Origin of the sequence: Actinomadura kijaniata, from assembly GCF_014138665.1 — a bacterium.
Classification (GTDB): domain Bacteria; phylum Actinomycetota; class Actinomycetes; order Streptosporangiales; family Streptosporangiaceae; genus Spirillospora; species Spirillospora kijaniata.
Genome location: NZ_JACJIA010000003.1, coordinates 789488 through 805706, shown reverse-complemented (window position 1 = coordinate 805706; position 16219 = coordinate 789488). Strand labels below are relative to the sequence as shown.

Sequence of the window (16219 nt, the reverse complement as noted above, 5' to 3'; positions counted from 1 at the left end):
TCCCTTCTCCGGTGTTCCTTGATGGCTCAAGCATGGCGGGGGGCGCTTACCGCTTCCTTACCGTTCCGGCCCGGATCGCGCCCGCGACGCTTACCGCGAGCAGCAGCAGGAACACGAGGAGCGCGGGATTGACCCACCCCGGCACCTGATCCTTCCCGCAGACGGTGTCGTGCAGCGGGAAGAACCCCGTCGACCTGCTGGAATCCCCCGAGGAGCAGGAGGGGGAGGCGCCGTCGACGATGCTGCTCCCGGAGATCCCGTACCCGTACACGGCGACCAGGGCCCACAGCCACGCCAGGCACAGCCGGAGCCAGGTGGTCAGCTCGGCGCCGGGCCCCTCCCGCTGCCCCGACACGACCGCGAAGGCGCCCGTCACCCCGGCCGCGACGGCGGGGACCGGCCAGAAGAACAACCACATCATGGGGAACAGCACGATCAACGGCCCGTACCCGGCGGCGCCCAGGGCGGCGGCGGCCCCCAGCAGCAGGAACGGCAGCCGCTTGCGGGGCGACAACGTCCCCCACACGAGAACGGCGGTCGCCGCGGCCACCACGAGGAACGGAGCCACAGCCTGGGAAAAGGTCACGAACGGCGAGTCCAGCAGCCGGGGGATAACCACGTCAACACCACCCCCCGAACCCACACAAGCCCCGCACATCCCCCGCCAAAGCGGCCCTCCCGCGAGCCCACGCCCTTCCTCGCGTGGTTGCGGGCGGCGGCACTGAGAACGGTGCGGATCCTGGCCGAAGGCCGCCGGTGCGACGGGAACGGGCGGCCGGTCACCACCACGTGATCAGTGCGCCCACGACTCCGCCGGTCAGGATGGCGGGGAGGAAGCCGAGGCGTGGGGCCGCCACGGCTGCTGCCAGTGTCGCGCACAGCAGGGGTGGTCTGACGTCTCCCTGGGGGGCGACCCGGGTCGCCGCCACGGCCGCCAGGAGTGCGACCGGCAGGAGTGCCACCATGCGGTCCGCTCGGGACTCCTCGCCTGCCTTCGCGCCGCGCCGCGCGGCCAGCGCGACGCCGCCGAGGCGGACCAGGTAGGTGGTCACCGCCAGGCCGCCGATGAGGAACCAGGTCGCCATCACACCTTCTCCCGCTTCCGCACCAGCGCGGCCGGAACGACCGCCAGCGCCCCCAGCAGCACCGGAACGCCGGGCGGGGTCCAGGCCGCCGCCACCACCGTCACACCGGCCGCCGCCACCGCCGTCGCCGCCTCCCGGACGCCCCGGACCAGCGGCACGACCAGCGCGGCGAAGACCGCGGCGGCGGCCGGGTCCAGGGAGCCGCGCACCCCGGCCGGGAGCGCCGTCCCGAAGGCGGCCCCGGCCAGCGTCCCGGCCGTCCACCCCGTGAACAGGATCAGCCCGACGGTCACGAACGTCCGCCGCCGCTCCGCCGCCGTGGCGCGGGTCAGCGCCGCCCCGGCCGACTCGTCCGAGACCAGGTGGGAGGCGGCGAGCCGGTCCCGCCAGGAGCCGAACACGTCGCCCAGCGCGAACCCGAACACCCCCAGCCGCAGGTTGACCAGCGTGCCGACGGCCAGCGCCGCCACCGGCGAGGCCCCGCCGCCGAGCGCGGCCAGCCCGGCGAGCTGGCCGCCGCCCGCGTGCACGAGCGCGCTGGCGGCCACCGCCTGCCAGACCGACCAGCCGCTCTGGACGGCGAGCGCCCCGAACACCGCCGAGTAGACGGCGGCCCCGGCACTGGCCCCGACGGCCAGCCTGATGTCGGAACTTCCCGGTGTCCTCACGGCGGCCAGTCTCCCCACGGCCACCCGCGCCGTCGCATAGCCCGCGGGCATGGCCATAGCCTCGGGCTATGAGCAAGACCGGCGACATCACCCTTCCGGCGCTGCGCGCGTTCGCGGCCGTCGCGCGGACGGGCTCGTTCACCGCCGCCGCCGAGACGCTGGGCGTCAGCCAGCCCACCGTCAGCGCGGCGGTCGCCCGGCTGGAGGCGTGCTCGGACGCGCCGCTGCTCCGCCGGGAGCGGACGGGCGCGACCCTGACCGCGCACGGCCGCCGGGTGCTGGAGCACGCCGTCTCGGTGCTGGCCGCGGTCGACGGCCTGGCGGCCGCCCTCTCCGGCACGGCCGCGCCGGGGCTGACCGTCGGTTTCATGGGGGAGGCCGCCGGGCCCCGGACCGCCCTGGTGGTCGACGCGGTCCGCGCCCGGACCGAAGGACGCGTCAGGCTGCGGAGGTTCGACTTCGACGACCCGACGTGCGGCCTGCTCACCGGCGACAGCGACCTGGCCGTCGTCTGGCCGCCGCTGTCCACCGGCGCGCTGGACACCCTTCCGCTCGGCGCCGACCGCCGCGCCGTCGCCCTGCCGGTGACGCACCCCCTGGCCGCCCGGCCCGCCCTGCACCCCGCCGACCTCGGCGGGCTGGCCTGGGTGACGCCGAGATCACCCGACCCCGTCTGGGCCCGCTTCCGCCACCCCGCCGCGGTCGGCGTCGCGGACGCGACCGTGGCGGCCGGGTCCGGCGCGATCGAGGAGACCCTGGAGCTGGTCGCCGCCGGGGCGGGGGCCGCCCTGGTCTCGGAGAGCACCGACCAGCACTACGCGCGTTCCGGCGTGGCGGTGGTGCCGCTGCTCGGCGGCCACCACTGCACCACGGCCCTCGCCTGGCGCCGCGACGACGCCAGGCCCGCCGTCACGGAGACGGTCGCGGCCCTCCGCGCCCTCCTGGCGGCGCGTCCGGTCACGGGGTGAGGCGGGGGAAGTGCCCGTCGGGCAGCGGGGCGCCCACGGCCAGGCCGAGCGGGTCGGTGACGGGGTGGGAGGGGCCGGGCGCGAGGGTCAGGTCGGCGTCCACGTAGATGACCACGTGGGCGATGCGGGGATCGTCGGTGAGGTTGGGCGTGGCGCTGTGCGCGAGGCGGGCGTCGTGGAACGTGCAGTCGCCCGCCCGCAGGGGAACGGTGACGCGCCGCTCCCACTCCAGCCCGGGGGCCACGGCGAACATGTCGGCGTGGTCGGACAGGTCCTGCGGCCGCAGCCCGTCCAGGTGCTGGGAGCCCGGGATGAACGTCATGCAGCCGCGGTCGACCGGGACGTCCACCAGCGCCACCCAGGCCGACAGCGCGTGCCGGGAGCCGGCGTGGGGCCAGTACGGCTGGTCCTGGTGGAACTCGGTGGCGGCCCCGTTGCGCGGATCCTTGATCAGTAGCTGGTCGTGCCACAGCCGCAGCGGGATCCCCGCCAGCCGGGCCGCGATGGCCGCCAGGCCGGGGTGCAGGGTGAGCTCGCGCAGCGTCGCGTCCTGCCGCCACAGCTGGAGCAGTTGCGTGAAGACCCTCCCGTCGTGGTTGTCGCGGACGCTGTGCCGGACCGCCAGCGCGGCGTCGGCGAACCTGGCGGCGTCCGCCCGGGAGATGACGCCGGGCAGGTGGACGAAACCATCACGGCGGTACGCGGAGACGGCGTCCTCGGAAAGGTTCTCGGATGTGGTGCGGGCGGCGGCCATCGTCGTTCTCCTCGCCTTGCCGGGCGGTTCGTTCCGACAACTGTCGCGATCGCGGGGGGAGAGCGGCTAGCACGGGAGCCCGGCAGGTGTAGCACAATCTTGACGACCGCCTGGAGGAGGGAGGCCCGGTGCATCGCGTACGGCGAGCGGAGGTCTTCCCGCCGGGCGGGCCGCCCATCGTCGCCGAGCGGTACGAACCGCGCGGCGACATCGCCGCCCACGGCCACGACTTCGTCGAGCTGGCCGTGGTCACCGGCGGCGCCGCGACGCACGTCTCGGCCGCGGGCGAACGGGAGCTGGACCGCGGCTCGGTGGCGATGCTGCGGCCGGGGGACTGGCACGGCTACCGGGACTGCCGCGGGTTGACCGTCCACAACCTGTACGTCGGCCCGGAGGTGTTCCAGCGCGAGCTGGCCTGGCTGCGCGCGGACCCGCGGCTCGGGCGGATCCTGCACGGCGCCGGCCGGTCGGGCCACCCGCCGCGGCTCGACCCCGCCACGCTCGGTGTCGTCGAGGCCGGCCTCGCCGCGATCGCCGGCCGGCCGGAACCCGCCCACGCCGTACGGGTGGGCGTGCTGCTCTGCCTGCTGGGCGGCGTGGCCGCGTCCCTCCCCGCGGACCCGGCCGGGCGGGGCCACCCCGCGGTGACGGCCGCGGCGCGGCTGCTGGAGGACGACCTCCAGCGCGCCTGGAGCCTGGACGAGCTGGCCGCGGCGGTGAGCACGTCACCGGCCTACCTGGCCCGCCTGTTCACCGCGGGGCTCGGGGTCCCGCCCATGGCCTACCTCGGCAGGCTGCGCGCCGAGCGCGCCGCGGCCCTCCTCATCGAGACCGACCTGCCCGTCGCGGCGGTCGGGAGGCTGGTCGGCTGGAACGATCCCAACTACGCCAGCCGCCGCTTCCGGCACTTCTTCGCCCTCAGCCCGGCCGCCTACCGCACGCGCTTCCGCCCTGACGGAGCGGCGGCCCGTCCGCGCCGGGACTGACGGCCGTACGGCGTCGCGGGGACCGGGCCCCTGCCGCGCGCCGGTCAGGTGAGGGTGTGTCCCCCGTTGACGGTGAGGCATTCACCCGTGATGTACCCCGCCGCGTCCGAGGCCAGGAAGCACACGGCCGCCGCGACGTCCTCGGGCGCGCCGATCCGCCCGAGCGGGACCTCGGCCCGGTAGCGTTCCCGCTCGGCCGCCGGGAGGTCGCTGTGCCGTTCGACGGGGATCCAGCCGGGGGCGACCAGGTTGACCGTGACGCCGTGCGGCCCCAGCTCGCGCGCCCAGGAACGCATGAGCCCGAGCTGCGCCCCCTTGGCCGCCACGTAGGCCGACATCCCCGCCAGCCCCCGCGCCACGATGTCGGAGCCGATGTGGATGACGCGCCCGCCGCCACCGGCCTTCATCCCCGGAAGCACGGCCTGCGTCAGCAGCGTCGGGCTCTTGACGAAGAACGAGAGCTGGTCCAGGTGCGCCTGCCACGTCAGGTCCTCAAGCGGGATCTCGGGCTGGGGCCCGGTGGCGTTGGCGACCAGGACGCGCACCGGCCCGAGCCGCCGCCCGACCTCCTCGACCAGCCCGGTCACCTCGGCCTCGTCGGTGACGTCGGCCGCGAACGCCTCGGCCGTCCCGCCGTCGGCCCGCACGGCCCGCACGACCTCGTCCGCCCGCTCCCGCCCGGACCGGTAGTTCACCGCGACCGGATGTCCCTGCCGCGCCAGCCTTCGGGCGATCACCGCCCCCAGCCCCCGCGAGGCTCCCGTCACCAGGGCTACCGCATCATGTTCGACCATTGGCCGATCTTGCCCTACCGCCCCCGGGGTAGTCCTCCCCGGTACGGCGGCCCGGCCCGCCGCTCAGGCGGCGCTGCGGAAGTCGTCGGCCTCCGCCGGGTCCCGCCGGTTCAGCAGGCTCATGGCCACCGTCAGGGCGGGCAGCACGGGGTCGGCGAGTTGGGCGACGGACCTGCCGTTCAGCTTGAGGTCCCTGGTCTTTTCTCGGCGAGGACGTGGCCGACCAGGCCGGTCGCCGAGGACAGGGCGATGGAGCCCTGGGTAGCGACCTTGTGGGGTGAGCCGGTGACGTCAGCGGCGGACATCAGCGTGACGGCGCCGTACGCGGCGGTCCGCAGGGGGCCTTGTGCCGTGGCGGACGGCTCGTTGATCAACGAGCGGTGTCCCAGCCGTTGGCCAGGGTGCGGGCGAGGAGGGGGAGCAGGCGGTCCCAGTGGCGCTGTAGCGCGGCGGGGTCGAAGGCGTCGGTGTCGGACATGGTGAAGCCGTGGACGGTGCCCGGGTAGATCTCGGAGGTGTGGTCGATGCCCGCCGCCTCCAGGGCCTGGTTGAGTTCGTCGAGGGCCTCGGGCGTGATGTCGGTTTCGGCGTGGCCGAGGTGGACCCGGGCGGTGAGCGTGGAGAGGAGACGGTCCAGGCTGCCGGGCCCGCCCGCGCTCACGGGACCGTGGAAAACGGCGACGGCGGCCACCTGGCCGGGGTGGGCGGCGGCGGTGTGCATCGCGAGGAGCCCGCCGATGCAGTAGCCGGTCACCGCGATCGGCCCGGCGCCCACCCCGGGCCGGGCGGTGAGGAACCGGACGTAGGCGTCGGCGTCGCGCAGGATCCGTTCGGTGGTGTGCGCCTCGATCATGGGCATCAGCCGGGCGAGGATCGCGGGCCGGACGTCCTCGCCGATGTGCTCGGGAAGCTCGATCACCGGGGCCGGGCCGTGCCGGTAGAAGAGGTGGGGGACGAGCACGTGATAGCCGTGCCCGGCCAGTTCGGCGGCCATCTCGCGCAGCACGGGCCGGATGCCGAAGCCGTCCGCGTACATCAGCACCCCCGGGTGCCGCTCGCCGTCGTCGGGAAAGACGGCGAAGCCGTCGGCCTGGCCGTCAGGGGTGGGGATCCGCACTGTCTCGATGGGCAAGGGCTGCCTTTCGTGGAGTCCACGCGACCAGCGTTAGTCGCACTAACGTTTTCGGCGGGAACGAACGTATATCGTTAGTCCGACTAACGCAATGGAGGGACCGGCGCCATGACCAGAGCCGAAGCCGCGGACCTGCCCGACGCCGGCGCGCTCAGGACGCCCGACAGGCTGCGCCGCCGGGCGAGCCGGTTGCTGTCGCAGCTGACCACGCGGTCGGACCGCTTGATAGGCGAGGGGCTGGCCCGGGCTGACGCCCGCAAGTGGCACTACGCCGTGCTCGCCTCGCTACAGGAGTACGGGCCCGGCAGCCAGGCGGAGCTGAGCAGGCGTTCCGGCATCTACCGCAGCGACATGGTCGGCGTGCTCAACGAACTGGCCGAACGCGACCTCGTCGAGCGGGCGCCGGACCCCGACGACCGGCGCCGCAACATCATCACCATCTCCGCCCGGGGCCGCCGCCACCTGCGCCGCCTCGACGAGATCCTGGACGACCTCCACGACGAGCTGCTCGCGCCGCTCAGCCCCGCCGAACGCGATCAGTTCGTGCGGACGCTCACCCGCCTGCTGGACCACCACACCCGGGCGTCCTGACCTCGCGTGGCGGCGCCCGGCACGCGAACCGGCCGGGCGGCGGGGGAGCCGTCAGCGGAGTTGGTGGCGCGGGGTGTCGTGGCGTGAGGCGGGACCGAACGTGTCCTCCAGATGGCCGAGGAGTCTGGCCAGCAGGCCGTTGAGCTGCTGGAGCTCCTGGCGGGTGAGGGCGTCGCCGAACAGGTCGCGCTCGCTGGCGGTGCGCTGCCCGGTGGCCTGGCTCCAGCGCCGGCGGCCCAGATCGGTGAGCCGGACCGGTCGGCGGCGGCCGTCGCCGCCGTCGGCGACCGGCTCGACCAGCCCGGCCTGGATGAGGCGGTCGATGCGCACGCTCATGGTTCCGGCGGTCACGCCGACCTCGTCGGCCAGCTCCTTCGGGGTGCGCTGGTGCGGTGGCGCCGAACGTTGCAGCGCCGACAGCGCCGTCCAGTCGCCCACCGTCAGCCCGTGGTCGGCGGCGACCTGACCCAGCAGGCGTTCGAACTGGCGCGAGATGCGGCCGATGCGCTGGCGCGCGGCCTCGGTCTGCGGGTCCACCCCGGCCATCGGCGCGGTCCACCCGTCCAGTTCGGCGGCGATCGAGTCCCGGGGAGCGCGCGGGTCTTCCGTGGTCACGTTGACATCCTTTGAGTTTCAAACTAACTTCCATTGAGTCTCAAAGTAATTATAGGCGCGAGGGGGAGCCATGCCACGAACGCGCAGGTCAGCACGGGCACCGATGCCCTGGGCGGGACTGTCGGCCCTGGCGGTGGCGGGGTTCGTCACCCTGCTGACCGAGGCCGTCCCGGCCGGGCTGCTGCCCCAGCTCAGCGACGGGCTGGGGGTCTCGCGGGCGATGGCGGGACAGCTGGTGACGGTGTACGCGGCCGGGTCGATGCTGGCGGCGATCCCCCTGACCGCGCTGACCCGCCGCCGGCCGCGCCGCCCGGTGCTGCTGGCCACCATCGCCGCCGTCGCGGCGGCCAACGCCCTGACCGCCTGCTCGCCCTGGTTCGCCCTGACCTTCACCGGACGGCTGGTGGCCGGGCTGGGGGCCGGGTTGCAGTGGGCGATGCTGGCCGGTTACGCCATGCGCCTGGTCCCCGCCCCCGCCAGGGGACGCGCCCTGGCGGTGGCGATGGCGGGGGTGCCGGTGGCGCTGGCGTTCGGGGTGCCCGCCGGGACCTTCCTGGGCACGGCGCTGGGCTGGCGCGCCGCCTTCGCCGTCATGGCGGCCCTGGGGGTCGCGGTGGCGGTGTGGGTGCGCTGCTGCGTGCCCGCCCTGGACGGTGAGGCGGCCGGGCGGTCCCTGCCGGTGCGCCGCGTGCTCGCGTTGCCGGGCGTGGCCGCGATCCTGGTGGCCGGGTTCGCCTTCGAGGTGGGGCACACCAACCTGTACACCTACATCGCGCCGTTCCTCGGGCGGTCGGGGTTGCAGGAGCGGGTCGGGGTGGTGCTGCTGGCCTTCGGGATCGCCTCGATCCTGGGCCTGTGGATCACCGGGACGCTGATCGACCGGCGGCTGCGGACCGTCGTGGTGACCGTCTTCGCCGCCCTGGCCGCCGTGATGATCGTGCTGGCGGCGGCCGGGACCCGTCCCGGGGTGGTGCTGGCCGCCACCGTGGTGTGGGGGCTGGCGCTGGGCGCGGCCCCGACCGTGTTGCAGGCCGCCTCGGCGCGAGCCGCCGGGGAGTCCGTGGAGATCACCCAGTCGTTGCTGGTCACCATGTTGAACGCCGGGATGGCGGCCGGGCCCCTGCTGGGCGGCGGCCTGGTCGCCGCCACCGGGGTGGCGCCCCTGCCCTGGGCCAGCGCCGCCGTCCTCACCGGAGTCCTGGTCGTGGCCGTGCTCGCCCGCCGCCACGCCTTCCCCGCGACCGTTCCCCCGGTGCCCGCCCCGGCGGCCACCCCGGCTCCGCCCGTCCCCGGGCCCGCCGACGGCGCCGCCGCTCGTTCGGCGCCGCCGCCGACCGGCCGCTGACCCGTCCACCGCCACGCCACCGTTCGAAACGATCATCAGGAGGACCCATGGACGCCCACCCCGCCCCCGGCCCGGAGCCGAAGGTCTGGTTCATCACCGGGACCAGCACCGGTCTGGGCCGGGCACTGGCCGAGGCCGTGCTCGACGCCGGTGACCGGCTGGTGGCCACCGCCCGCGACGAGACCACCGTCGCCGACCTGGCCGACCGTGCCCCGGACCGGGTGCGGGCGCTGCGGCTGGACGTCACCGACCCCTCCGCCGTCCAGCGGGCGGTCGAGGAGGCCATGGCCGCGTTCGGGCGGATCGACGTGCTGGTCAACAACGCCGGATACGCCATGCGCGGCGCCCTGGAGGAGATCACCGACAGGCAGTTGCGCGACCAGTTCGACACCAACGTGTTCGGCCCGGTCAACCTGATCCGCGCGGTCCTGCCGCGCATGCGCGCCCAGCGGTCCGGGCACATCGTGCAGATGTCCTCGGTCGGCGGGGTCAGCACCACCCTGGGCGGCACCGCCTACGCCGGAACCAAGTTCGCCCTGGAAGGGCTGTCGGAGGGGCTCGCCGCCGAGGTGGCGCACCTGGGCATCGGCGTCACCATCGTGGAGCCCGGCCCGTTCCGCACCGACTTCGCCGGACGCTCGGTGCGCTGGGCCGCCCCGATCGACGACTACCGGCCCGTCCTGGAACCGGCCAGGACCGGCTTCCTGGCCCAGAACGGCGCCCAGCCCGGTGACCCGGTCCGCGCCGCCCGCGCCATCGTCACCGCCGTCAGCAGGCCCCGCCCGCCCCTGCGGCTCCCCCTCGGCGGCCCCGCCTTCGACCGCATCCGCGCCCACCTGCGGGCCCGGCTGGAGGAACTGGACCACCTGGAGACCCTCGGCCGTGACACCGACTTCCCCGCCTGAGTTCGTCACCAGGCCGCTCCGTCATGTCCCGCCATCGGGCGGTCCCGCCCCGCGGTCCTCGGAACGGTCCTCGGCCTCCAGCGTTTCGAGGCGCCGGGCGGCCATCGCGCTGATCACGGTGATGGTGTCGGGGAGGAGACCGTGCTCGCGCATCGCCTCCTCGTAGGCCGCCGAGGCGATGGCGAGGGCCGACCGCAGCGGGACGTGCGCGCTCATGCCGGCGACTCGCGGGGGAGCGGCCGGGCGAGGCGCAGCCGGCGGGCGATCTCGGCCGCCGCGAGCGCGGTGGCGGTGACGGGGCCGATCGGACGTTCCTCGGACACCCACGTGAACGTCCAGCCGTGCGTGAGGTCGAAGTCGCAGCCGATCTCGGCGACCGCGCCACGGTTGGTGACGCAGGCGACGAACAGGATCGGAACGCCGCGCCGGAACACCACCCCGGACCGCAACTCCGGCTGGTCCTCCTTGATGACCTGGTCCAGAACGCCGAGGAACGTGCTCCGCTGGTTCGAGGGAACCATGGTCTCATCCGCCTTCCGGGAGCCGCTTGCGGGGAACGTGTGACCAGGCTCACATGATTGGTTACTCTCGGACACGAACCCCGGTTAACCCTCGAACAACCCGCGCCGAAACCGTTCCTACCGACAGCCGGTTCGCCGATCGGCTTAGCGTTCAGGGAGCCCCATGCCCTCGCGTTCCGAGCCCTATGAAGACCTGGGACACATCGCGTACGCCAGAGAGCTCACGGCGTGGAGGGAGGCGGCGGGTCTCACCAAGAAGCAACTGGCTGACGCTCTCGGCTACACGGACCAGCTCATCGGGCAGTACGAGCGCCGCACTAACACACCCTCAAAGCGCGTCTCCGAAGACCTGGACACGTTCTTCAAGACCAACGGCGTGTTCGTGCGCCACTGGAAGCTCATCCATGAGCTGCCCAACGCCATGCCCGTGTTCCCCGGTTTTGAGAGGTACATGGAACGCGAGAAGGAGACGACGCACCTGAAGGCCTACAGCGCGTACGTGGTCAGCGGATTGCTTCAGATAGAGGACTACGCGCGTGCGATATTTGAAATCGGCAATCCCCCTGACCTGGAGGAACGGCTAGCTCAGAGAATGGGGAGACAGGCCCTCCTGACGAAGGAGGGCGCTCCGAACCTGTTCTTCTGCATGGATGAAAGCGTCCTGCGGCGAATCGTGAGCAGCAGGGATGTGCAGCGGCGGCAACTCCAGGCTCTGCTCGACGTGAGTGAGCGCCCGAACGTCACGGTCACCGTCGTCCCCTGGGGGCAGGGGTATAACCGAGGAACCTCGGGGAGCCTTATCGTTCTCGGATTCAAGGACGGATCCCACGCCGCCTACATCGAAGTGGCGAGCTTGTGGAGAATGTTTGTCGAGCAGCCCGAGATGGTAGGGCCCTATATCGTCCAGTACGACACGATCGCAGCCTACGCTCATCATGTGGACGAATCGCGTTCCTTGATCAAGAGGGTGATGGAGGAGCTGTGAGCGCAACGGATCCATCGGAAGTGCGCTGGCGCAAGAGCAGTCACAGCGACGAAGAGTATGAGTGCGTCGAGGTCGCGAAGCTCTTCCCTCTGGTCGCGGTTCGGGACTCCAAGGATCCGAACGGGGCCGTGCTGGCGTTCGAGGTGGACGAGTGGCGGGGGTTCTCGCGGCGGGTGCGGCGAGGCGAACGTTGAGGCTGGCGAACGTTGAGGCTGGCGAACGCTGCGGTCGGCGAACGCTGCGGCCAGCGAACGCTGAGGTCGGCGGGTGCGGCGCGGCGGGCGTTGAGGCCGGTGGGGCGTGAGGTCGGCGGGCGCTGAGGCGTAGTGAACGCTGAGGTCGGCTAGCGGGTGCACATGGTCCATGACGGGCGGGCCGAGATCCACCGCGACCCGGCAGACCCGGCTGACCCAGCCGACCCGGTCGGGTTCGTGAGGGCGGCCGGGTCTGTGAGGGCGGCCGGGGCCGTGAGTGCCGCCGTGGCGCGCCGACTTTCGTCGGCCATGGCCGCGGGGGTCGTCCCGGCGAACGCCACCACGTCGCGGTGCAGGTGGGACTGGTCGGTGTAGCCGCCGTCGGCCGCGACCCGGGCCGGGTCCCCTCCCTCGGCCAGGCGGTGGGCGGCGCGGTCGAAGCGGACCAGCCTCGCGGCGCGCTTGGGCGGCAGGCCGATCTGCGCGTGGAAGCGGGACCACAGGCGTTTGCGGCTCCAGCCGAGTTCGGCCGCCAGCCGGTCGACCCGGACCCGGCCGCCGCTGGCGGCGATGCGCTGCCAGGCCCAGGCCACTTCCGGCTCCACCGGCGCGCCCGCCGTACGCCGCTGGGCGAGCAGCGCCTCGGCCAGCGCGAAGCGTTCCTCCCAGGAGGAGGCGTCGGCCAGGCGCTCACGGATCCGTGACGCCTGCCGTCCCCACAGGTCGTCCAGGGCCACCACGCCGCTGCCCAGGTCGGCCGGATCGACGCCCAGAACGGCGCGTGCGGCCACCGGCGTCAGGCGCACGTGCAGGCACTCGACGTTCTCGCCGCGCACCCGGACCGCGCCGCCGAGCCCGGGCCCGGCGACGAGACCTCCCCGGTGCCGCCGCCCGTCGGCGTCGTCCACGATGAGCGGGGCGGGGCCGAGGTCCAGCGCCAGCATCACGGCCGCGTGCGGCACCACCCGGTGGTCGGCCGGAGCCGCGCCCCGAAGGAACCCGGCCATGGTGACACCGGCCACCCGGCTGGGCCGTGCCGGACGCACGACGTCCCACACCGCCGCGTCGCCGCGTTCGTGCGCGATGAGCCGCATGCTCCGATGCTAGAGGCCGCCTCTTACCGCGCCGGTGTTCCACGGGCGGTCAGGCGTGACTCCAGTCCGGCGAGGAGGGCCTGGAGCCCGAACTCGAAAGTGTCGTCGGACGGCCGGACGGTGTCGGAGTCGATGCGGGCCCGCAGCCGGGGGAAGGCGCGGGCGATCTCGAACACCTCGGCGGTGATCTCGCGAAGCTCCTTGTCGCCGTCGGCGCCGCTTCGCCGGAGCTGCGCCCGCCAGGCCGCCTGCGCCGCCTCCCCCTGCGCGGCGCCGATCACGAACATGAGGACGGTCGCGGCCGCCTGGTCGGCTTCGGCCTCGGTGAACCCGGCCGATTCGTAGACCCCCAGCGACTGCTCGTCGAAGCGGGCCTTGTTGGGGCCGTAGATGAGATGCGTGCTCATCGCCGGGATCAGCCAGTAGTGCCGGACGACCATCGCGTACGCCCCCCTCGCCAGCGACGCGGCGGCCTCCCGCCATCCCGCCCCGGCCGGGTCGGGCATCGGGATCTCGCCGAACACGTGGTCGGCGGCGAGGACGAGGAGCTTGTCCTTGTTCTTCACGTGGTAGTACATCGCCGACGCGGCCGACCCGAGATGCGCGCCCAGACGACGGACGTTCAGCCCGTCCACCCCCTCGGCGTCGAGCACCTCGACGGCGGCCCGGACGATCTGCTCCTTGGTCAGCATGCCGCTCACCCTAACCCGCGTTGAACTTAGATCAAATCGCCGCTACGTTGTCGAACTAAGTTCAAATGCCTGCCCAAGGAGACCCCTCGTGTCCGTCGTCATCGCCCTCCAGATCCTGACGGCCCTGACCTACCTGGCCGTTCCGCTCGTCGGCCACCGGCACGGCGCCGCCGCGCAGCGGGCGGCCGAAACCGAGATCCGGCGCCAGGGCCACGCCCCCGCCGTCCTGGCCGAGCACGGTCTCGACTTCACCGCTGGCAAAGCCAGCGTGGCGGTCTCGGTGGTGATCGCCGCCGGGCTCGCGGCGCTCGCCGTGCTGAACCTCGCCGACCAGCCACTTCCCACCTGGATCCTGCAGCCCGTCCTGCTGGTCGCCGGCGGCTTCATCACCACCAGCCAGGTCTTCGTCGACCGGTACGTGGAGAGCGCCCTCCGCCGGTCCGGCACCGCGACCATCGACGTCAAGGCGCTGATGGGGGCGGCCAAGGAGGTCTTCCCCGGCTGGTTCCGGCCCCTTGTCATCGCCCGCTTCCTCCTCACGACGGTCGGCTCGCTGGCCATCCTCGTCTCGCTGGCCGTCTCCTGACGGGACAAGTGAGGGCTTCGCGGCGGGCTCGCCTGAGCACCCGCCGGTCATCAACGCGGGGCCGCGCCGTCCGGCCGCGTCCACTGTCGGCGACAGGACCCGGGCGAGCCGGGGGAGGGGAACATTCGTCCAATCCACCGACGTGGACCGGCGGTCACAGTGGGCCCATGACCATTCCTGACGGGAAACCGCACGCGCACGACGACGCCGAGGCCGCCGACCTCCACGTGCGCCAGGACGGCCCTGACGACGCCCCCGCGCTCCTGCTCATCCACGGGTCCGCCTCCTCGACCCGCTCGTGGGACCCGCTGGTCCCGCTGCTGACCGGATCCCATCGCGTCATCCGGATCGACCTGCTCGGCCACGGCCGGTCGGCCAAACCGGAGGACCGCGGCTATGCGGTCCCCGACCAGGCGCGCCGGGTCGGCGCGGCGCTGGACCGGCTCGGCGTCGGGCACGCCGTCGTGGTCGGCCACTCCAGCGGCGGCGCGGTCGCCACCGCCCTCGCCGAACGACGGCCCGACCTGGTGACCGCGCTCGCGCTCATCGGCACCGGGCCCGGCATGGACGCCTACATCGCGCCGCGGGTCGACATCGAGCCCTCGCAGTGGCCGCACCTGACCGACGAGCGGCTCCGCCTGTTCGCCGGTTCCGCGTTCAGCCGTCCGGGCTACGAGATCCCCCAGGAGTTCTTGGACGACGTGCGGGCCATGACCTTCCACACGCTCACCGCCTCGATGCGGGGCACCCTCGCCTACCTGGAGGAGCGGCCGCTCCCGGACCGGCTGGCGCCCCTCGGCACACCACTGCTGGTGATCTTCGGTGAGGAGGACCGGAGATGGCGGCCGTCCTCCGCCGCCGACTACCGCGCCGTTCCGGGAGCGAGGATCGAGATGCTGCCCGGCGTCGGCCACTCGCCCATGCTGGAGGACCCGCCCCGCACCGCCGCGACCCTCCTGGCCTTCACCACGACCCACGCCGCGCGGACGGACTGAACCGGTGCCGTACACCAGCTCGGGGATCCACTGGGAGGAGCACGGCCAGGGTTCCCGGAGATCGTCCTGCTGCCGGGGTTCGGCGCCACGGCCGACCAGCTGGGAGCGCTCGCGCGACGCCTGGGCGGCTTCCGCGTCCTGGTCTTCGACCTGCCCGGACACGGCCGGTCCGCCGGAGTGCCGACGGACGGGAGGCTGCCCGCGCTGGCCGCGACCCTGCACGACGCGATCGACGAGGCGGGCGCCCGCGCCTACCACCTGGTCGGAGTCGTTCCGTAGAACGCCGCCGGGACGACCGCCGAGGACCGGGTGCTCGCCGGCTTCGACGCCGCGTACGGCGATGCCGAGGCCCTCGCGCGGGGAGCCGCGGCGATCTCTGTGGACCCGTCGCGGACCTCGGGGCTGGCGAGCGGCATGCTGACCGTCACCGAACGGATGTGGCACGGCTGGCCGACCGGTGGCGCGCTGACGAGCCAGGCCGACGAGCTGCCCGGCATACGCGTGCCGACCTGCTACGTCCTCGGCGGGAAGGACGTCGTCGTGGACCAGGCCAAGCAGCTCGACGGCGTGCGGCGCATCCCCGGAGGCCGCGCGGTCCTGCTGAGCGGACTCGGCCACCTGTGCGCCCTGGAGGCGCCCGACGTCGTCGCGGACGAGATCGCGACCTTCCTGGAGACGGCGGGACGCGGCGAACGCTGAGGCCGGCCGCGCCTCAGGCGAGGCCGCGTCTCCTGCACTCGGCCTCGATGAGCTCGTCGGTGAGTTTCTCCGGGTTCACCGCGTACTCGGGGTCGCGGAGGGCGTCGTAGTCGCGGGTGCCGAGGGGCAGGCCCAGTTCGGCGAGCCGGTCGGCGATCAGGGTGAAGGCCACCCGCTCGTCGGGCTCATCGTGGTACCGGGCGCGGTCGGCGGCGCACGCCTCGGCCAGGGTGCTGCCCACCATGCTCCAGTACGAGCCCTCGGTGTCGAGCTGGATGAGGGGCGGGGGACGGTCCGCGGGCTCGTCGGGGTGCAGCCAGTAGCCGATCCAGCCCTTGTCGCTCTGCGCCACGATCCCGAGATGGCCGCTCATCTCCGCGAGCGCGGCGTCGATGGCCCGCGTCTCGGGGTCGGCGTCCGCGCCGCGATGGCCGGCGTCGAGAAACGGGTGGGGCTTCCCTGCCTCCAGGAAGGTGATGCCGAGCAGGTCCCGGAACTCGGCGCGCCCCTGCCACTCCGCCACCAGCATCGTGCGCAGGTCGTCCGGGAGGGGGCGGCCGCCCAGACGCTCGCGGGAGAACTCCACGAGCCGCTCTTCGAACATGGGATT

Annotated in this window: 23 protein-coding genes; 11 read left to right on the top strand and 12 right to left on the bottom strand. The window is 73.5% G+C overall.

Annotation, left to right across the window (positions count from 1 at the left end):
• Window positions 1-46: 46 nt before the first annotated feature.
• The 3 genes from HNR61_RS15955 to HNR61_RS15945 form a co-directional block, all read right to left on the bottom strand.
• A complete protein-coding gene (locus HNR61_RS15955) occupies window positions 47-568 on the bottom strand; it encodes a hypothetical protein (protein WP_182843889.1) in 522 nt (173 codons plus the stop codon).
• A gap of 211 nt (window positions 569-779) precedes the next feature.
• Entirely contained in the window at window positions 780-1085 is a 306-nt protein-coding gene (locus tag HNR61_RS15950; RefSeq protein WP_182843888.1) for an AzlD domain-containing protein, read from the bottom strand.
• Window positions 1085-1804 (bottom strand): AzlC family ABC transporter permease, encoded by a 720-nt coding sequence (locus HNR61_RS15945; RefSeq protein ID WP_182843887.1) that lies wholly within the window; start codon window positions 1802-1804, stop codon window positions 1085-1087. Before HNR61_RS15945 ends, HNR61_RS15950 begins: the two co-directional genes overlap by 1 nt.
• A 17-nt stretch (window positions 1805-1821) precedes the next feature.
• Here HNR61_RS15945 and HNR61_RS15940 point away from each other — a divergent pair, with 17 nt between their 5' ends.
• Complete coding sequence (locus HNR61_RS15940) at window positions 1822-2721, top strand: LysR family transcriptional regulator (RefSeq protein WP_182843886.1); 900 nt, start codon at window positions 1822-1824, stop codon at window positions 2719-2721.
• Here the strand turns inward: HNR61_RS15940 and HNR61_RS15935 are convergent.
• Window positions 2711-3475 (bottom strand): phytanoyl-CoA dioxygenase family protein, encoded by a 765-nt coding sequence (locus tag HNR61_RS15935; RefSeq protein WP_182843885.1) that lies wholly within the window; start codon window positions 3473-3475, stop codon window positions 2711-2713. The two genes, HNR61_RS15940 and HNR61_RS15935, sit on opposite strands and share 11 nt — an antisense overlap.
• 128 nt (window positions 3476-3603) lie before the next feature.
• Here HNR61_RS15935 and HNR61_RS15930 point away from each other — a divergent pair, with 128 nt between their 5' ends.
• The gene (locus tag HNR61_RS15930) at window positions 3604-4461 is read left to right on the top strand and encodes an AraC family transcriptional regulator (RefSeq protein ID WP_182843884.1); all 858 of its coding nucleotides are present in this window, start codon (window positions 3604-3606) and stop codon (window positions 4459-4461) included.
• 44 nt (window positions 4462-4505) lie between these two features.
• Here HNR61_RS15930 and HNR61_RS15925 read toward each other — a convergent pair whose 3' ends face one another.
• Both HNR61_RS15925 and HNR61_RS15920 read right to left on the bottom strand, forming a co-directional pair.
• Window positions 4506-5255 carry an SDR family NAD(P)-dependent oxidoreductase gene (locus HNR61_RS15925; protein WP_182843883.1) on the bottom strand — a complete coding sequence of 250 codons (750 nt, stop codon included), beginning with the start codon at window positions 5253-5255 and terminating at the stop codon, window positions 4506-4508.
• Window positions 5256-5625: 370 nt separating this feature from the next.
• Window positions 5626-6387: a dienelactone hydrolase family protein gene (locus HNR61_RS15920; protein WP_182843882.1), complete on the bottom strand. Its 762-nt coding sequence runs from the start codon at window positions 6385-6387 to the stop codon at window positions 5626-5628.
• A gap of 108 nt (window positions 6388-6495) precedes the next feature.
• On the opposite strand from HNR61_RS15920, the gene HNR61_RS15915 reads away from it, so the two are divergent.
• The gene (locus HNR61_RS15915; protein ID WP_182843881.1) at window positions 6496-6978 is read left to right on the top strand and encodes a MarR family winged helix-turn-helix transcriptional regulator; all 483 of its coding nucleotides are present in this window, start codon (window positions 6496-6498) and stop codon (window positions 6976-6978) included.
• Window positions 6979-7029: 51 nt separating this feature from the next.
• Here the strand turns inward: HNR61_RS15915 and HNR61_RS15910 are convergent, their stop codons facing one another.
• The gene (locus HNR61_RS15910) at window positions 7030-7593 is read right to left on the bottom strand and encodes a MarR family winged helix-turn-helix transcriptional regulator (protein WP_220509334.1); all 564 of its coding nucleotides are present in this window, start codon (window positions 7591-7593) and stop codon (window positions 7030-7032) included.
• Between the two features lie 103 nt (window positions 7594-7696).
• Between HNR61_RS15910 and HNR61_RS15905 the strand changes: the two genes are divergently transcribed.
• On the top strand, window positions 7697-8938 hold the full coding sequence (locus tag HNR61_RS15905) for an MFS transporter (RefSeq protein ID WP_246442685.1): 1242 nt from the start codon (window positions 7697-7699) through the stop codon (window positions 8936-8938).
• 47 nt (window positions 8939-8985) lie between these two features.
• Window positions 8986-9843, top strand: a complete 858-nt coding sequence (locus tag HNR61_RS15900; protein WP_182843879.1) for an oxidoreductase — start codon at window positions 8986-8988, stop codon at window positions 9841-9843.
• A 21-nt stretch (window positions 9844-9864) separates the two neighbouring features.
• Here the strand turns inward: HNR61_RS15900 and HNR61_RS15895 are convergent, their stop codons facing one another.
• On the bottom strand, window positions 9865-10059 hold the full coding sequence (locus HNR61_RS15895) for a hypothetical protein (RefSeq protein ID WP_182843878.1): 195 nt from the start codon (window positions 10057-10059) through the stop codon (window positions 9865-9867).
• A complete protein-coding gene (locus HNR61_RS15890; RefSeq protein ID WP_182843877.1) occupies window positions 10056-10364 on the bottom strand; it encodes a hypothetical protein in 309 nt (102 codons plus the stop codon). The genes HNR61_RS15895 and HNR61_RS15890 overlap by 4 nt, the downstream gene beginning before the upstream one ends.
• A gap of 163 nt (window positions 10365-10527) precedes the next feature.
• Here HNR61_RS15890 and HNR61_RS15885 point away from each other — a divergent pair, with 163 nt between their 5' ends.
• Window positions 10528-11349: a helix-turn-helix domain-containing protein gene (locus HNR61_RS15885; protein WP_182843876.1), complete on the top strand. Its 822-nt coding sequence runs from the start codon at window positions 10528-10530 to the stop codon at window positions 11347-11349.
• Complete coding sequence (locus tag HNR61_RS15880) at window positions 11346-11543, top strand: DUF397 domain-containing protein (protein WP_182843875.1); 198 nt, start codon at window positions 11346-11348, stop codon at window positions 11541-11543. The genes HNR61_RS15885 and HNR61_RS15880 overlap by 4 nt, the downstream gene beginning before the upstream one ends.
• A gap of 149 nt (window positions 11544-11692) precedes the next feature.
• Here HNR61_RS15880 and HNR61_RS15875 read toward each other — a convergent pair whose 3' ends face one another.
• Complete coding sequence (locus HNR61_RS15875; RefSeq protein ID WP_182843874.1) at window positions 11693-12637, bottom strand: helix-turn-helix domain-containing protein; 945 nt, start codon at window positions 12635-12637, stop codon at window positions 11693-11695.
• A gap of 23 nt (window positions 12638-12660) precedes the next feature.
• On the bottom strand, window positions 12661-13329 hold the full coding sequence (locus HNR61_RS15870) for a TetR/AcrR family transcriptional regulator (protein WP_182843873.1): 669 nt from the start codon (window positions 13327-13329) through the stop codon (window positions 12661-12663).
• Between the two features lie 88 nt (window positions 13330-13417).
• Between HNR61_RS15870 and HNR61_RS15865 the strand changes: the two genes are divergently transcribed.
• From HNR61_RS15865 to HNR61_RS15850, 4 genes are all read left to right on the top strand, one after another.
• On the top strand, window positions 13418-13915 hold the full coding sequence (locus HNR61_RS15865) for a hypothetical protein (protein WP_182843872.1): 498 nt from the start codon (window positions 13418-13420) through the stop codon (window positions 13913-13915).
• Between the two features lie 167 nt (window positions 13916-14082).
• On the top strand, window positions 14083-14910 hold the full coding sequence (locus HNR61_RS15860) for an alpha/beta fold hydrolase (protein ID WP_182843871.1): 828 nt from the start codon (window positions 14083-14085) through the stop codon (window positions 14908-14910).
• Window positions 14911-14940: 30 nt separating this feature from the next.
• On the top strand, window positions 14941-15189 hold the full coding sequence (locus HNR61_RS47715) for an alpha/beta fold hydrolase (protein WP_182843980.1): 249 nt from the start codon (window positions 14941-14943) through the stop codon (window positions 15187-15189).
• 30 nt (window positions 15190-15219) lie between these two features.
• Window positions 15220-15609, top strand: coding sequence for an alpha/beta fold hydrolase (locus tag HNR61_RS15850; RefSeq protein WP_182843870.1), 390 nt, complete (start codon window positions 15220-15222; stop codon window positions 15607-15609).
• 13 nt (window positions 15610-15622) lie between these two features.
• Here the strand turns inward: HNR61_RS15850 and HNR61_RS15845 are convergent, their stop codons facing one another.
• The gene (locus tag HNR61_RS15845; protein WP_182843869.1) at window positions 15623-16213 is read right to left on the bottom strand and encodes a hypothetical protein; all 591 of its coding nucleotides are present in this window, start codon (window positions 16211-16213) and stop codon (window positions 15623-15625) included.
• Between the last annotated feature and the right edge of the window lie 6 nt (window positions 16214-16219).

Coding starts and splice junctions, on each gene's coding strand:
- HNR61_RS15950 (WP_182843888.1), bottom strand. CDS start 1,085: ATGGCGACCTGGTTCCTCATCGGCGGCCTGGCGGTGACCACCTACCTG.
- HNR61_RS15945 (WP_182843887.1), bottom strand. CDS start 1,804: ATGCCCGCGGGCTATGCGACGGCGCGGGTGGCCGTGGGGAGACTGGCC.
- HNR61_RS15940 (WP_182843886.1), top strand. CDS start 1,822: ATGAGCAAGACCGGCGACATCACCCTTCCGGCGCTGCGCGCGTTCGCG.
- HNR61_RS15935 (WP_182843885.1), bottom strand. CDS start 3,475: ATGGCCGCCGCCCGCACCACATCCGAGAACCTTTCCGAGGACGCCGTC.
- HNR61_RS15925 (WP_182843883.1), bottom strand. CDS start 5,255: ATGGTCGAACATGATGCGGTAGCCCTGGTGACGGGAGCCTCGCGGGGG.
- HNR61_RS15915 (WP_182843881.1), top strand. CDS start 6,496: ATGACCAGAGCCGAAGCCGCGGACCTGCCCGACGCCGGCGCGCTCAGG.
- HNR61_RS15905 (WP_246442685.1), top strand. CDS start 7,697: ATGCCCTGGGCGGGACTGTCGGCCCTGGCGGTGGCGGGGTTCGTCACC.
- HNR61_RS15900 (WP_182843879.1), top strand. CDS start 8,986: ATGGACGCCCACCCCGCCCCCGGCCCGGAGCCGAAGGTCTGGTTCATC.
- HNR61_RS15895 (WP_182843878.1), bottom strand. CDS start 10,059: ATGAGCGCGCACGTCCCGCTGCGGTCGGCCCTCGCCATCGCCTCGGCG.
- HNR61_RS15890 (WP_182843877.1), bottom strand. CDS start 10,364: ATGGTTCCCTCGAACCAGCGGAGCACGTTCCTCGGCGTTCTGGACCAG.
- HNR61_RS15885 (WP_182843876.1), top strand. CDS start 10,528: ATGCCCTCGCGTTCCGAGCCCTATGAAGACCTGGGACACATCGCGTAC.
- HNR61_RS15875 (WP_182843874.1), bottom strand. CDS start 12,637: ATGCGGCTCATCGCGCACGAACGCGGCGACGCGGCGGTGTGGGACGTC.
- HNR61_RS15870 (WP_182843873.1), bottom strand. CDS start 13,329: ATGCTGACCAAGGAGCAGATCGTCCGGGCCGCCGTCGAGGTGCTCGAC.
- HNR61_RS15860 (WP_182843871.1), top strand. CDS start 14,083: ATGACCATTCCTGACGGGAAACCGCACGCGCACGACGACGCCGAGGCC.
- HNR61_RS15845 (WP_182843869.1), bottom strand. CDS start 16,213: ATGTTCGAAGAGCGGCTCGTGGAGTTCTCCCGCGAGCGTCTGGGCGGC.